At 70.0% G+C, this 15,501-nt stretch carries 12 protein-coding genes; 6 read left to right on the top strand and 6 right to left on the bottom strand.

The annotated features are described in order from the left end of the window. Positions 1-57 precede the first annotated feature (57 nt). The 6 genes from ACIRPT_RS33920 to ACIRPT_RS33895 all read left to right on the top strand — a co-directional run bounded on the left by ACIRPT_RS33920 (position 58) and on the right by ACIRPT_RS33895 (position 8,743). Positions 58-1,257, top strand: coding sequence for an ROK family protein (locus ACIRPT_RS33920; RefSeq protein WP_403508364.1), 1,200 nt, complete (start codon positions 58-60; stop codon positions 1,255-1,257). 140 nt (positions 1,258-1,397) lie between these two features. Then, the gene (locus tag ACIRPT_RS33915; protein WP_403834286.1) at positions 1,398-2,492 is read left to right on the top strand and encodes a substrate-binding domain-containing protein; all 1,095 of its coding nucleotides are present in this window, start codon (positions 1,398-1,400) and stop codon (positions 2,490-2,492) included. 156 nt (positions 2,493-2,648) lie between these two features. Then, positions 2,649-3,449, top strand: a complete 801-nt coding sequence (locus tag ACIRPT_RS33910; RefSeq protein WP_362700296.1) for an ATP-binding cassette domain-containing protein — start codon at positions 2,649-2,651, stop codon at positions 3,447-3,449. Continuing rightward, positions 3,446-4,768 (top strand): sugar ABC transporter permease, encoded by a 1,323-nt coding sequence (locus ACIRPT_RS33905; RefSeq protein ID WP_403508368.1) that lies wholly within the window; start codon positions 3,446-3,448, stop codon positions 4,766-4,768. The genes ACIRPT_RS33910 and ACIRPT_RS33905 overlap by 4 nt, the downstream gene beginning before the upstream one ends. 267 nt (positions 4,769-5,035) lie before the next feature. After that, entirely contained in the window at positions 5,036-6,979 is a 1,944-nt protein-coding gene (dxs, locus tag ACIRPT_RS33900) for a 1-deoxy-D-xylulose-5-phosphate synthase (protein WP_403834283.1), read from the top strand. A gap of 198 nt (positions 6,980-7,177) precedes the next feature. After that, complete coding sequence (locus ACIRPT_RS33895; RefSeq protein ID WP_403834281.1) at positions 7,178-8,743, top strand: amino acid permease; 1,566 nt, start codon at positions 7,178-7,180, stop codon at positions 8,741-8,743. Positions 8,744-8,810: 67 nt separating this feature from the next. Here ACIRPT_RS33895 and ACIRPT_RS33890 read toward each other — a convergent pair whose 3' ends face one another. The 6 genes from ACIRPT_RS33890 to ACIRPT_RS33865 all read right to left on the bottom strand — a co-directional run. After that, entirely contained in the window at positions 8,811-9,209 is a 399-nt protein-coding gene (locus ACIRPT_RS33890) for an NTP pyrophosphohydrolase (RefSeq protein WP_403834278.1), read from the bottom strand. Positions 9,210-9,290: 81 nt separating this feature from the next. Further along, positions 9,291-11,423: a 3-hydroxyacyl-CoA dehydrogenase NAD-binding domain-containing protein gene (locus ACIRPT_RS33885; protein ID WP_403834275.1), complete on the bottom strand. Its 2,133-nt coding sequence runs from the start codon at positions 11,421-11,423 to the stop codon at positions 9,291-9,293. Beyond that, positions 11,420-12,646, bottom strand: coding sequence for a thiolase family protein (locus tag ACIRPT_RS33880; RefSeq protein WP_403834272.1), 1,227 nt, complete (start codon positions 12,644-12,646; stop codon positions 11,420-11,422). The genes ACIRPT_RS33885 and ACIRPT_RS33880 overlap by 4 nt, the downstream gene beginning before the upstream one ends. 227 nt (positions 12,647-12,873) lie before the next feature. Then, entirely contained in the window at positions 12,874-14,157 is a 1,284-nt protein-coding gene (locus ACIRPT_RS33875; protein ID WP_403834270.1) for an HRDC domain-containing protein, read from the bottom strand. Positions 14,158-14,236: 79 nt separating this feature from the next. Then, on the bottom strand, positions 14,237-14,899 hold the full coding sequence (locus ACIRPT_RS33870; protein WP_016573641.1) for a response regulator transcription factor: 663 nt from the start codon (positions 14,897-14,899) through the stop codon (positions 14,237-14,239). A gap of 230 nt (positions 14,900-15,129) precedes the next feature. Then, a partial coding sequence (locus ACIRPT_RS33865; RefSeq protein WP_403834268.1) for a hypothetical protein occupies positions 15,130-15,501 on the bottom strand: 372 nt, incomplete at its 5' end.

Below are 15,501 nucleotides of genomic sequence, written 5' to 3'. Positions count from 1 at the left end.
GAGACAGAGCCGGGCCCCGCTGCTGTGGCCCAGCCCCAGACGGGAGTGGATGAGTCAATGGAGACTCCGGGGTCGCAGTCCTCGTTGCACCGGGCCAATCTGGAGCGGGTCGTACGAGCGGTGCGCATGGCGGGCTCACTCACGCAGGCGGAGATCGCCCGGAGCACGGGGCTGTCCGCGGCCACCGTGTCCAACATCGTTCGTGAGTTGAAGGACGGCGGAACCGTCGAGGTGACCCCCACCTCCGCGGGCGGCCGGCGGGCGCGCAGCGTCTCCCTCTCGGGCGACGCGGGCATCGTCGTGGGCGTCGATTTCGGCCACTCCCATCTGCGGGTGGCGGTCGGAAACCTGGCCCATCAGGTGCTCGCCGAGGAGGCCGAGCCGATCGATGTGGACGCCTCCGCGGCCGAGGGCTTCGACCGCGCGGAACGGCTGGTCAACCGGCTGATCGAGGCGACGGGCATCAACGCGGGCAAGGTCATCGGCGTCGGCCTGGGCGTGCCGGGCCCCATCGACGTCGAATCCGGGACCCTCGGCTCGACGGCGATCCTGCCGGGCTGGTCCGGTACGAACCCCAGCGAGGAGCTCTCCGGCCGCCTCGGGGTCCCCGTATACGTCGACAACGACGCCAACCTGGGCGCGCTGGGCGAGCTGGTGTGGGGCGGCGGGCGCGGCGCCGCCGACCTCGCGTACATCAAGGTGGCCAGCGGTGTCGGCGCGGGCCTGGTGATCAGCGGGCAGATCTACCGCGGGCCGGGCGGCACCGCGGGCGAGATCGGGCACATCACGCTGGACGAGTCCGGGCCGGTCTGCCGCTGCGGCAACCGCGGCTGCCTGGAGACCTTCACCGCGGCCCGGTACGTGCTTCCGCTGCTCCAGCCGAGCCATGGCGCGGATCTGACCATGACGCGGGTGGTGCAGCTGGCCCGCGAGGGCGACCCTGGTTGCCGGCGGGTGATCGCGGATGTAGGACGCCATATCGGTAGCGGCGTGGCCAATCTGTGCAATCTGCTCAATCCGAGCCGGGTGGTGCTCGGCGGCGACCTCGCCGATGCCGGCGAGCTGGTGCTGGCGCCCATTCGGGAGTCGGTGTCGCGGTACGCCATTCCCAGCGCGGCAAGGCAGTTGGGCATCGTCACGGGCACCCTCGGCGGCCGCGCCGAGGTGCTGGGCGCGCTCGCGCTGGTGCTGAGCGAGATGGGCGATTCGACCCTGCTCGACGGCGCGCAGAGCGGGAACGCGCCCGCCATAGCGTGAAAGCGCTGAGTTCACACAGCTAACGCATGGCACCGTTGTCATCTCGTTAAGGATTTACTCCTTGACGGTCGGCTGGCGGCCGAGTTGACTTCCAGCCACCTCGGCCGCAACGACGCGGCCTCGTCAGGGAGGCAACCCCAATGAACGTTTGGACGCGTCGCGTCGTCATAGGCACCGCCGCAGTCTCGATGGCGCTCTCCGTGGCCGCCTGTGGCAAGGCCGGTGACGGTGCCAAGGCCGGCGGTGGTGACGGCAAGACCATCGGTCTGCTGTTGCCGGAGAACAAGACCACGCGCTACGAGACCTTCGACCGCCCGCTCATGGAGGCGAAGATCCATGCGCTGTGCAGCGACTGCAAGGTCAAGTACAACAACGCCGACCAGGACACCCAGAACCAGAAGAAGCAGTTCGACGCGCTGATCACGCAGGGCGTCAAGGTGATCATTCTGGACGCGGTCGACTACAAGGCCACCAAGTCCTGGGTCAACCGGGCCGCCGAGAAGGGCGTCAAGGTCATCGCGTACGACCGGCTGGCCGAGGGCAACCTCTCCGCCTACGTGTCCTACGACAACGAGAAGATCGGCCGCCTGCAGGGCCAGGCGCTGGTCAAGGCGCTCGGTGACAAGGCCAAGGACAGCAATGTCGTCATGATCAACGGCTCGCCCACCGACCCGAACATGCCGTTCTTCAAGAAGGGCGCCCACAGCGTCCTCGACAAGGCGGTCAAGAAGGTCGCCTACGAGCAGGAGATCCCGGACTGGTCGCCGGACGAGGCCAACAAGAAGATGAGCGCGGCCATCGACTCGCTCGGCAAGGACGGCTTCCAGGGCGTCTACTCCGGCAACGACGGCATGGCCGGCGGCATCATCACCGCCCTCAAGAAGCAGGGCCTCAAGGTCCCGGTCGGCGGCCAGGACGCCGAACTCGCGGGTCTCCAGCGGGTCCTCAAGGGCGACCAGGCGTTCACCATCTACAAGCAGATCAAGCCGCAGGCCGACTCCACGGCCGAGATCGCGGTCAAGCTCCTCAAGGGCGAGAAGATCGGCTCCCTGACGGACACCAAGGTCGACAGCCTCAGCGGTGAGGTCAAGGGCATCCCCGCCAAGCTGTACGACGCGCAGATCGTCACCAAGGACAACGTCGCGTCCACGATCATCAAGGACAAGGTCTACAAGGCGAGCCAGATCTGCACCGGCGACGTCAAGAAGGCCTGCGAAGCGGCCGGCATCAAGTAGCCGGTATCGAACGCCGGCACCGGGCAGCCGGCATCGCGTAACGCGCTCCCCGGGCCCGCGCCGCCCCGTCCCTGGCGCGGGCCCCCCTTCCCCACTTCGCAGAGCCCCCCGCTCTTCGCACCACCATCCCCGCCGTTTGCGACGGCGGCGAAGGAGATGATTCACGTGTCCGCTACGCCTGTGCTGGCGTTGCGCGGAATCTCCAAGCGGTTCGGTGCCGTCCAGGCACTCACGGACGTCACCCTGGAGATCCACCCCGGTGAGGTGGTCGCCCTCGTAGGCGACAACGGCGCCGGCAAGTCCACCCTGGTCAAGACCATCTCGGGCGTTCACCCCGTCGACGACGGCGCCATCGAGTGGGAGGGCCGGACGGTACGCATCAACAAGCCGCACGACGCCCAGGAACTCGGCGTCGCCACCGTCTACCAGGACCTCGCGCTCTGCGACAACCTCGACGTCGTCGCCAACCTCTTCCTCGGCAACGAGAGCCGCACCGCCGGTGTCCTCGACGAGATCGCCATGGAGAAGCGCGCCAAGGAGCTGCTGGACACCCTGTCCATCCGCATCCCCAGCGTCCGCATCCCCGTCGCCGCGCTCTCCGGCGGGCAGCGGCAGGTCGTCGCCATCGCCCGCGCGCTGATCGGCGACCCGAAGGTCGTCATCCTCGACGAGCCCACCGCCGCGCTCGGCGTCGAGCAGACCGCGCAGGTCCTCGACCTCGTCGAGCGGCTGCGGGAACGCGGCCTGGGCGTCATCCTCATCAGCCACAACATGGCCGATGTGCAGGCCGTCGCGGACCGCGTAGCGGTGCTGCGGCTGGGCCGTAACAACGGTGTCTTCGATGTCGAGGGCACCTCCCACGAAGAGGTCATCGCCGCCATCACCGGTGCCTCGGACAACGCCGTCACCCGCCGCAAGGCGCGCACGGACCAGGTGAAGAAGGAGGCCGGGGCGTGAGTGACCTCAAGAAGGAGCCCGTGGCTGAGACGGCGGCCGAGACGGCCGTCGAGACCGTGGTCGAGACCGCCGAGGTGACCGAGGCCGCACCCGCCGCCGTCGACCCCCGGCTGCTGGTCCGCGAGCAGGGCCTCGCCGGCTACCTCAACGACTTCAAGCGCCGGGTGCGCGGCGGTGAGCTGGGCTCGCTGCCGGTCGTCATCGGCCTGATCGTGATCGCGATCGTCTTCCAGCTGAAGAACGACAGCTTCCTGTCGGCCGACAGCCTCGCCAACATCGGCGTCTACACGTCGGGCCTCGGCATCATGGCCGTCGGCATCGTCTTCGTCCTGCTGCTCGGCGAGATCGATCTCTCGGTCGGCTCGGTGGCGGGCGTCGGCGCGGCCGTCTGGGCCGTGCTCAGCGTCACCCACGGCGTCAACGACTACCTCGCGGTCCTGGTGGCCATCGCCGCCGGTGTCGCCATCGGCGCCCTCCACGGGTTCTTCTTCGCCAAGGTCGGCGTGCCCGCGTTCGTGGTGACGCTGGCCGGCTTCCTCGGCTGGAGCGGCCTGCAGATCTGGATGATGGGCAAGGAAGGCTCCATCAACACGCCGAGCGGCAGCCTGGTGGAGAACCTCACCGGCTACTACTTCGAGGACAAGGCCGCCGCCTACGGCCTGGCGCTGGTCGCGGTCCTCGCGTACGCCGGATCGCTCCTGCTGGACGCCAAGCGCCGCAAGGCCGCCGCGCTGCCCTCGCGGCCGCTCAGCGAGATCCTGCTGCGCACCGGCGTGGTCGCCCTGATCGCCTTCGTGGTCGCCTATGTCCTCAACGAGCCGGCCGGCGCCCGCGGCCTGCCGCTGGCCCTGGTGCTGTTCCTCGCCGTACTGGTCATCGCGGACTTCGTGGTGCGCCGTACGACCTACGGGCGGCAGATCTTCGCGGTCGGCGGCAACGCCGAGGCGGCCCGCCGCGCCGGCATCAACGTCAACAAGATCCGGATCAGCGTCTTCGCCATCTCCGGGATGCTCGCCGCCTTCGGCGGACTGTTCATCGCCAGCCTCTCCGGCGGTGCCACCAAGAACCTGGGCTCCGGCAACACGCTGATGAACGTCATCGCGGCGGCCGTCATCGGCGGCACCAGCCTCTTCGGTGGCCGCGGCAAGATCTGGTCCGCGCTGCTGGGCATGCTGGTCATCCAGTCGATCCAGCAGGGCCTGAACCTCCTGGGCATGGCCAGCGAGATCCAGTACATGATCACCGGCGCGGTGCTGCTCGCCGCCGTGGTGATCGACTCGGTCTCCCGCCGCACCCAGAAGACCGCAGGGCGCACGTAGCCTCCGGCCGTCGTGCGTCCGCGGCAGCGCGCCGGACGTACCCGATCACTACCGGGCATTCCCGGCGGACCGGCCCCCACCAGGCATACGCCAGTGGGGGCCGGCCCGCGTCCGCGGGCGGCTCCGTTCGGGTGCCGCACCCGGGTGACATACATCGCAAGGCCCGGCCGTCGGCACCGTGAGCGGAACATTAGACTCATCTGATCGGCAAGCTCGATGCACGGCAACAGGCACAGGCAGCAGGCAGAACGCAGCAAGGAGGCAGGGGTGGCGTTGCTTTCCCGTATCAGGGGACCGCGCGATCTGGACCGGCTGGAGCCGGAGCAGCTTGAGCAGCTGGCGGGGGAGATCCGTACCTTCCTCGTCGATGCGGTGTCCAAGACCGGCGGCCACCTCGGCCCGAACCTCGGCGTGGTCGAGCTGACCATCGCCCTGCACCGCGTCTTCCACTCCCCGAAGGACAAGGTCCTCTTCGACACGGGGCACCAGTCCTACGTCCACAAGCTGCTCACCGGCCGCCAGGACTTCACGGGGCTGCGCACCAAGGGCGGCCTGTCCGGCTATCCCTCCCGCGCCGAGTCACCGCACGACATCATCGAGAACAGCCACGCCTCCACGGTGCTGGGCTGGGCCGACGGCCTCGCCAAGGCCAACGAGGTCCGTGGCAAGGACGACCACGTCGTCGCCGTCATCGGCGACGGTGCGCTCACCGGCGGCATGGCCTGGGAGGCGCTCAACAACATCGCCGCCGCCAAGGACCGCCCGCTCGTCATCGTCGTCAACGACAACGAGCGCTCCTACGCCCCGACCATCGGCGGCCTCGCCAACCACCTCGCCACGCTGCGCACCACCGACGGCTACGAGCGCTTCCTGGCCCGCGGCAAGGACCTCCTCGAGCGCACGCCGGTCGTCGGCAAGCCGCTGTACGAGACCCTGCACGGCGCCAAGAAGGGCCTCAAGGACTTCATCGCGCCGCAGGGCATGTTCGAGGACCTGGGCCTGAAGTACGTCGGCCCGATCGACGGCCATGACATCGAGGCCCTGGAGTCCGCGCTGGCCCGCGCCAAGCGGTTCGGCGGCCCGGTCATCGTGCACTGCCTCACCGAGAAGGGCCGCGGCTACAAGCCCGCCGAGCAGGACGAGGCCGACCGCTTCCACGGCATCGGCCCGATCCACCCGGACACCGGCCTGCCGGTCAAGACCGCGGCCGCCAGCTGGACCTCCGTCTTCGGCGACGAGATGGTCAAGCTCGGCCGGGAGCGGGACGACCTCGTCGCGATCACCGCGGCCATGCTCCAGCCCGTCGGCCTGAAGAAGTTCGCCGAGGCGTTCCCGGAGCGGATCTACGACGTCGGCATCGCCGAGCAGCACGCCGCCACCTCGGCCGCGGGCCTGGCCACCGGCGGCGTGCACCCGGTCTTCGCGGTCTACGCGACGTTCCTCAACCGGGCCTTCGACCAGGTCCTGATGGATGTCGCGCTGCACAAGTGCGGCGTGACCTTCGTCCTGGACCGGGCCGGCGTCACCGGCGACGACGGCGCCTCGCACAACGGCATGTGGGACATGTCCATGCTCCAGGTCGTGCCCACGCTGCGGCTCGCCGCGCCGCGCGACGCCGAGCAGCTGCGCGCCCAGCTGCGCGAGGCCGTCGAGGTCAAGGACGCGCCGACGGTCCTGCGCTACTCCAAGGGCGTCGTCGGACCGGCCGTACCCGCGGTCGGCAAGGCCGGTGGCATGGACATCCTGCGCGAGAGCAAGGCCGACCGGCCCGACGTCCTGGTGGTCTCCGTGGGCGCCCTCGCCCCGATGTGCCTGGAGATCGCCGACCTGCTCGACAAGCAGGGCATCTCCACCACCGTCGTCGACCCCCGCTGGGTCAAGCCGGTCGACGCGGCGCTGCCGGGCCTCGCCGCCAAGCACCGCGTCGTGGTCACCGTCGAGGACAACATCCGCTCCGGCGGCGTCGGTTCGGCCATCGCGCAGGCGCTGCGGGACGCCGGGGTGGACCTCCCGCTGCGCGACTTCGGCATCCCCGAGCGGTTCCTCGACCACGCCTCCCGCAAGGAGGTCATGGCCGAGATCGGGCTCACCGCACCGGACATCGCCCGCCAGGTGACGGGCCTCGTCGCCCGGATCGACAACCGCGACGGCGACGCCGCGCGGCCCGTCGAAGCGGCGGACGGGCGGACCGCCGAGGTCGCCCGCGACTGACCCGCCATACGGCGGCACGATGGGCCGGTCGGACACTCGTACGGGTGTTCCGACCGGCCCATCGGCATACCTGCCGTCACACCCCATCGGGTGAATCACCGGCCCCCGAAGGCCCGCCGACACTGACTGTTTCTCCCCATTGCGGAGACTCGGTCAGTTCAGGAGAGTTGCGAGGGTCGTCCAGGCGGAGGTTCGCCCATGAGCACACAGCACGGCACAGGGAAAGTTTCGCGCCGCGATCGCGGCATGTTCCGGACGAAGACTGTGGAGCAGTCGATCCAGGACACCGAGGAGCCGGAGCACAGCCTCAAGAAGTCCCTTTCAGCCCTCGATCTGACGGTCTTCGGTGTCGGTGTCGTCATCGGCACCGGCATTTTCGTCCTCACCGGCAAGATCGCCAAGGAACAGGCGGGGCCCGCCGTCGCGCTCTCCTTCGTCGTCGCGGGCGTGGTCTGCGCGCTGGCGGCGCTGTGCTACGCCGAATTCGCCTCCACCGTCCCGGTCGCCGGCTCCGCCTACACCTTCTCCTACGCCTCCCTGGGCGAACTCCCCGCCTGGATCATCGGCTGGGACCTCATCCTCGAACTCGCCCTGGGCTGCGCGGTGGTCGCCGTCGGCTGGTCCGGCTATATCCGCTCGCTGATGGACTCCGCCGGCTGGCATCTGCCCGCGGGCCTGTCCGGCACCCACGAGGGAGTCTTCGGCTTCGACCTCCTCGCCTGCATCCTGGTCCTGGTCCTGACCGGCATCCTGGTGCTCGGGATGAAGCTGTCCTCGCGGGTGACGGCCGTGATCGTCGGCATCAAGGTCACCGTCGTCCTGCTGGTCATCATCGCCGGCGCCTTCTTCATCAGCGGCGCCAACTACCAGCCGTTCATCCCGCCCAGCGAGCCCGTCACGGGCGGCGGCGGGCTGGCCGCGCCGCTGGTCCAGCTGATGTTCGGCTTCACCCCGTCCAACTTCGGCACCATGGGCATCTTCGCCGCGGCGGCCGTGGTCTTCTTCGCCTTCATCGGCTTCGACATCGTGGCCACCGCCGCCGAGGAGACCCGCAACCCGCAGCGCGACGTGCCGCGCGGCATCCTCGGCTCGCTCGCCATCTGCACGCTGCTCTACGTCGCCGTCTCCGTCGTCGTCACCGGCATGGAGAAATACAGCAGGCTCTCCACCGACGCCCCGCTCGCCGATGCCTTCAAGGACCTCGGGCATCCCTTCTTCGCGAACATCATCAGCTTCGGCGCGGCCGTCGGCCTGACCTCGGTCTGCATGATCCTGCTGCTCGGCCAGAGCCGGGTGTTCTTCGCGATGAGCCGGGACGGCCTGATGCCGCGGATCTTCTCGCGCTCCCACCCGCGGTTCGGCACTCCGTACCGGGCGACCATCCTGCTGGGCGTCATCGTCGCCATCGCCTCCGGCTTCACCTCCATCGACGTGCTGGCCGAGCTGGTCAACATCGGCACGCTGTTCGCGTTCGTCGTGGTCGCCGTCGGCGTCATCATCCTCCGCAGCTCGCGCCCCGACCTCCCCCGCTCCTTCCGCACCCCGCTCGTGCCGTTCGTCCCGCTCCTGTCCGTGCTCGCCTCGCTGTGGCTGATGCTCAATCTGCCCGCCGAGACCTGGGTCCGCTTCGGGATCTGGATGGTGGTGGGCTTCGGCATCTACTTCGTGTACGGGCGCGGGCACAGCCGCCTCGGGATGCGGATGCGTCAGAAAGGCCGGACGGGCACGGAAGGCCAGGAAGGCGCGGCCGGTACCCGTCCGTAAGGCCGGAACGCCGGTCGGCCCGCTACCTCCACCCGGCCCGTACGGTCACCCGGCCGTACGGGCCTCGTCATGCCCGACGCCCGCCCCGCCCGGCGCCCCAGACGGCGCGCGGTCCCGTCACCCGCGCCCCCAACGCCTCGACCCGCCCCCGCAATTCACGGTCCGCGGTGATCACCAGACAGTCCCGGTCGCCGCCCTCCTCCGCCACCAGCGTCACGATCCGGTCATCCCCGCTGCCGTCCGCGGACTCCACCCGAACGCCTTCCACGGACGCCACGCCCCGCGCCGCGCCCTCCACCACCAGCACCATCTCCAGCGGTGGCGTCACCAGCCCCGGCAGCCCCTCGTCGACGTACCGCGGCAGCGCGTCCCGCAACCGCTCCGCCGCCCCGCGACGGTCCCGCCACCAGCCGTCCGGCACCGAGCCGACCACATTCGCGGCATCGACAATGACCAAGGAATCCATGGGCCCAGCCTGCCACGAACGCGAATGCGCGGACCGGCTCCGCCGAGCCGGCCCGCGCATTCCGCAATCAGCTGTGCACCCTTACGCGGGCACGCTCGCCAGGCCCGGGGCCAGGAACTTCTTGCCCGTGACCCGCTCGGAGACGCCCTCGCGGTCCAGGTACGGCGTGATGCCGCCCAGGTGGAAGGGCCAGCCGGCACCGGTGATCAGGCACAGGTCGATGTCCTGCGCCTCGGCGACGACGCCCTCGTCGAGCATGAGCCCGATCTCCTGGGCGACGGCGTCGAGCACGCGGTCACGGACCTGCTCCTCGGTCAGGACGACATCGCCCTGCTTGAGGAGAGCGGCGACCTCGGGGTCGAGCTCCGGCTTCCCGGAGTCGTACACGTAGAAGCCGCGCTTGCCCGCCTTGACGACGGCCGCGAGGTTCGGGGAGACCGTGAAGCGCTCGGGGAACGCGGCGTTGAGGGTCTCCGACACATGCAGGCCGATGGCCGGGCCGACCAGCTCCAGCAGCACCAGCGGCGACATCGGCAGACCGAGCGGCTCGATGGCCTTCTCCGCGGTCTCGACCGGGGTGCCCTCGTCGATGACGTTCTGGATCTCGCCCATGAAGCGGGTCAGGATGCGGTTGACGACGAACGCCGGGGCGTCCTTCGTCAGCACCGCGGTCTTCTTCAGCTTCTTGGCGACGCCGAAGGCGGTGGCCAGCGAGGCATCATCGGTCTTCTCGCCGCGCACGATCTCCAGCAGCGGGAGGATCGCGACCGGGTTGAAGAAGTGGAAGCCGACGACCCGCTCGGGGTGCTTCAGCTTCGAGGCCATCTCGGAGACGGAGAGCGAGGAGGTGTTGGTGGCGAGGATCGCGTGCGCCGGGGCGACGGCCTCCACCTCCGCGAACACCTTCTGCTTGACGCCGATCTCCTCGAAGACGGCCTCGATGATGAAGTCCGCGTCCGCGAAGCCCTCGGCCTTGTCGAGCACACCGGTCACCAGGGCCTTGAGGCGGTTGGCCTTGTCCTGGTTGATCCGGCCCTTGCCGAGCAGCTTGTCGATCTCGGCGTGGACGTAGCCCACACCCTTGTCGACGCGCTCCTGGTCGATGTCGGTCAGCACGACCGGCACCTCGAGGCGGCGCAGGAAGAGCAGCGCGAGCTGCGAGGCCATCAGACCGGCGCCGACGACGCCGACCTTGGTGACCGGACGCGCCAGGTTCTTGTCCGGCGCACCGGCGGGCCGCTTGGCACGCTTCTGCACCAGGTTGAACGAGTAGATGCCGGCGCGCAGTTCGCCGCCCATGATCAGGTCGGCGAGCGCCTGGTCCTCGGCGTCGAAACCGGCCTGGAGGTCGCCGTCCTTGGCGGCGGCGATGATGTCCAGCGCGCGGTACGCGGCCGGGGCGGCGCCGTGCACCTTGCCGTCGGCGATGAACCGGCCCTTGGCGACGGCCTGGTCCCAGGCCTCACCGCGGTCGACCTCGGGACGCTCGACGGTGACATCGCCCTTGAGGACGTTCGCCGTCCAGATCAGCGACTGCTCCAGGAAGTCCGCGCCCTCGAAGATCGCGTCGGCGATCCCGAGGTCGAAGACCTGCTTGCCCTTGAGCTGCTTGTTCTGGTTGAGGGAGTTCTCGATGATGACCGAGACGGCCTTCTCCGCGCCGATCAGGTTCGGCAGCAGCGCGCAGCCGCCCCAGCCCGGGACGAGACCCAGGAAGACCTCGGGCAGCGAGAAGGCGGGCAGCGCCTTCGAGACCGTGCGGTACGAGCAGTGCAGACCGACCTCGACGCCACCGCCCATGGCGGCACCGTTGTAGTACGCGAAGGTCGGCACGGCGAGCCCGGACAGCCGCTTGAAGACCTCGTGGCCGCCCTTGCCGATGGCCAGCGCGTCGTCGTGCTGCTTCAGCAGCTCGACGCCCTTGAGGTCGGCGCCGACGGCGAAGATGAACGGCTTGCCGGTGAGGCCGACGCCGACGATGTCGCCGTCCGCGGCCTCCTTCTCGACCTGGTCGATCGCGGCGTTCAGGTTCGCCAGCGAGCCGGGGCCGAAGGTGGTCGGCTTGGTGTGGTCGAAGCCGTTGTCCAGCGTGATCAGCGCGAACTTGCCCGCGCCGTACGGCAGGTCGAGGTGGCGTACGTGCGCCGACGTCACGACCTCGTCCGGGAACAGCTCGGCCGCGCCCTTCAGAAGCTCAGCGGTGGTGGTGCTCACTTGTCGCCTCCGGCGTCCTTGTGGTTCGGGTTCTCCCAGATGACCGTGGCGCCCATGCCGAAGCCGACGCACATGGTGGTCAGGCCGTAGCGGACCTCCGGCTGCTCCTCGAACTGGCGGGCCAGCTGCGTCATCAGCCGGACGCCGGAGGAGGCGAGGGGGTGGCCGTAGGCGATGGCGCCGCCGTACTGGTTGACGCGCGCGTCGTCGTCCGCGATGCCGTAGTGCTCCAGGAACGCGAGCACCTGGACCGCGAAGGCCTCGTTGATCTCGAAGAGGTTGATGTCCTCGATGGAGAGACCGGCCTTGGCGAGGGCCTTCTCGGTGGCCGGGATCGGGCCGTAACCCATGACCTCCGGCTCGACGCCCGCGAAGGCGTAGGAGACGAGGCGCATCTTCACCGGGAGGTTGTTCTCGCGGGCGAAGTCCTCGGAGGCGAGGAGCGAGGCGGTGGCGCCGTCGTTGAGGCCGGCGGCGTTGCCCGCCGTGACGCGGCCGTGCGTACGGAACGGCGTCTTCAGCCCGGACAGGTTCTCCAGGGTCGTGCCCGGACGCATCGGCTCGTCCGCGGTGACCAGGCCCCAACCGGTCTCGCCCACCTCGGCGTTGGTGTTGCGCACCGAGATCGGGACGAGGTCCTGCTGGATCTTCCCGTTGGCGTACGCCTTCGCCGCCTTCTCCTGCGAGCGCACGGCGTACTCGTCGGCACGCTGCTTGGTGATGCTCGGGTAGCGGTCGTGGAGGTTCTCCGCGGTCATGCCCATGAACAGGGCCGACTCGTCGACGAGCTTCTCGGAGACGAACCGCGGGTTCGGGTCGACGCCCTCGCCCATGGGGTGGCGGCCCATGTGCTCGACGCCGCCCGCGATGACGGCGTCGTACGCGCCGAAGGCGATGGAACCGGCGGTGGCGGTGACGGCGGTCAGCGCACCGGCACACATGCGGTCGATGGAGTAGCCGGGCACGGACTGCGGGAGGCCCGCGAGGATGCCGGCGGTACGGCCCAGGGTCAGGCCCTGGTCACCGATCTGCGTGGTCGCGGCGATGGCGACCTCGTCGATCTTCGCGGGGTCCAGGTCCGGGTTGCGGCGCAGCAGCTCCCGGATGGCCTTCACGACGAGATCGTCGGCGCGGGTCTCGTGGTAGATGCCCTTCGGGCCCGCCTTGCCGAACGGGGTGCGGACGCCGTCGACGAAGACGACGTCCCTAGCGGTACGAGGCACGTTGGCTCTCCTCCAGGGTGCGGGATGGCACTGCTGCGGGGCGCCCCCAAGGAACGCTTCCCACCCACATGCTACTTACGGGTAACCAGGCTGCACACCCCCACCGCCGGGAGCGGCGAACATCACACCGGATGGATGCGTATCGCGTGGTGTGTCCGGCCACGCAAAAGGCCCCGGCCGCGTGTCCTCACACGCGGCCGGGGCCTGGGATTGCTGGTTGTCGCTGGTCAGCCGCCGTTCGTCAGCAGCGCCTCGGTGAGGACCGGGGCGACCTGGTCGATCTGCCAGGGGCGGGCGCCGTGCCCGGCCAGCACCTCGGCGACCGTCTCCGGGGCGGGCTCGGCCGGCGGCTCCCAGCACAGCCGGCGCACCGTGTCCGGGGCGATCAGATTCTCCTGCGGGAGGTTCAGGCTCTCGGCGAGCGTGGTCACCGCCGCGCGGGCGGCCGACAGCCGGGCCGCGGCGGCCGGGTCCTTGTCGGCCCAGGAGCGGGGCGGCGGCGGGCCGTTGAGCGGCTGGCCGGGCTGCGGCAGCTCGCTCTCGGGCAGCGCACGGGCGCGGTCCACGGCGGCCTGCCACTGCTCCAGCTGACGGCGGCCCATCCGGTGCCCGAAGCCGGGCAGTGCGGCCAGCGCGTGGCTGTTCGGCGGCAGATTCAGCGCCGCCTCCACGATCGCGCCGTCACCGAGCACCTTGCCCGGCGAGATGTCGCGCCGCTGGGCGACCTGGTCACGGGCCGTCCACAGCTCCCGGACGACGGCCATCTGGCGCCGTCGGCGGACCTTGTGCATGCCGGACGTGCGGCGCCAGGGGTCCTTGCGAGGCGGCGGCGGGGGAGCGGCGGCGATGGCCGCGAACTCCTGCCGGGCCCACTCCAGCTTCCCCTGCCGCTCCAGCTCCTCCTCCAGCGCATCGCGCAGATCCACCAGCAGCTCGACGTCGAGCGCGGCATAGCGCAGCCACGGCTCGGGCAGCGGGCGGGTGGACCAGTCGACGGCGGAGTGGCCCTTCTCGAGGGCGAAGCCGAGGACGTTCTCGACCATCGCCCCCAGGCCGACCCGGGCGAAGCCGGCCAGCCGCCCGGCCAGCTCGGTGTCGAAGAGCCGGGTGGGGACCATCCCTATGTCGCGCAGACACGGAAGGTCCTGGGTGGCGGCGTGCAGCACCCACTCGGCGTCGCCGATGGCCTCGCCGAGCTCGGAGAGGTCCGGGCAGCCGACCGGATCGATCAGCGCGCTGCCGGCGCCCTCGCGGCGCAGCTGGACGAGATAGGCGCGCTGGCCGTAGCGGTAGCCGGAGGCACGCTCGGCGTCAACGGCGACCGGGCCGCGGCCCGCTGCAAAGGCCGCGATGACCTCGGCGAGCGCCGCGTCGGTGGCGGTCACCGGAGGGATGCCCTCGCGGGGTTCCAGGAGCGGGACCGGCGCCGGTCGGGGGTCCGGAGGCGAGTCTCCGGATGCTCGCAGTGTCGTGTCTGCTGTCTCTGCTGCGGTCTTTTGGGCGTCGGTCACGTGGTCAAGGGTATCTGTGTATGCACGTCGCCCGTCGAGGGAACGTTCCCTCGACGGGCGCGATGGCCGGGTGGAGTGGTCAGTGGATGATGCCGGTGCGCAGCGCGACCGCCACCATTCCGGCCCGGTCACCCGTGCCGAGCTTGCGTGCGATACGGGCCAGGTGGCTCTTGACCGTCAGCGCCGAGAGCCCCATCGAGACGCCGATGGCCTTGTTGGACTGGCCCTCCGCAACCAGCCGCAGGACCTCGACCTCCCGGCCCGACAGCTCGCGGTAGCCACCGGGGTGCCCGGGGGCGCCCGGAGGCCGGCGCTGCATACGGGCGGCGTTGGCGCCGATCGGCGCGGCCCCCGGCCGGCCTGGCAGGCCGAGGTTGGTACGGGTGCCGGTGACTACATAGCCCTTGACGCCGCCCGCCAGCGCGTTGCGTACCGCGCCGATGTCATCGGCGGCGGACAGCGCGAGACCGTTGGGCCAGCCCGCGGCCCGTGTCTCGGACAGGAGCGTGAGGCCGGAGCCGTCGGGAAGGTGGACGTCGGCAACGCAGATGTCGCGCGGGTTGCCGACGCGGGGACGGGCCTCCGCGATGGACGACGCCTCGATCACGTCACGTACTCCGAGGGCCCACAGGTGGCGGGTGACGGTGGAGCGGACGCGAGGGTCGGCCACGACGACCATGGCCGTCGGCTTGTTCGGGCGGTAGGCGACCAGGCTCGAAGGTTGCTCGAGGAGAACAGACACCGGGCCTCCTGGGGGAGTGGCGGGGGACGGAAGCCGGCTGGGGGGAGCCGGAATGATCCGTGTTTGAAGGGTCACTGACCTCTTCGGCAGCAATCCAGCAGGACTTTAGACTTTGATCACGATTTAGTTAGGGGCAATTCGGGCAAATCGGATGCCTGAGCGATCAAGGGTGAACATCGAGTGAGCAGCGATTGCGCACCGGCCTTCACCAGGGCACGCCAAGGCGCCGATCATGCGCGAACATGATCGGCAGTGCGTAAGACATACCGGGCACCGGCGGCAACCGTCGTCGGCTGCTGCCCTGGTGCACCGCGTCGTACGGGGTCGTCGGCGGTGCTTGAGAGATACCGGGCACCGGCGGCAACCGTCGTCGGCTCCTGCCCCGGTGCACCGCGTCGTACGGGGTCGTCGGCGGTGCTTGAGAGATACCGGGCACCGGCAGCAACCGTCGTCGGCTCCTGCCCCGGTGCACCGCGTCGTACGGGGTCGTCGGCGGTGCTTGAGAGATACCGGGCACCGGCGGCAACCGTCGTCGGCTGCTGCCCTGGTGCACCGCGTCGTACGGGGTCGTCGGCGGTGCTTGAGAGATACCGGGCACCGGC

This window comes from Streptomyces sp. NPDC101227, from assembly GCF_044767545.1.
In the GTDB taxonomy this organism is placed as follows: domain Bacteria; phylum Actinomycetota; class Actinomycetes; order Streptomycetales; family Streptomycetaceae; genus Streptomyces.
This window is presented reverse-complemented; position numbering and strand designations above follow the sequence as displayed.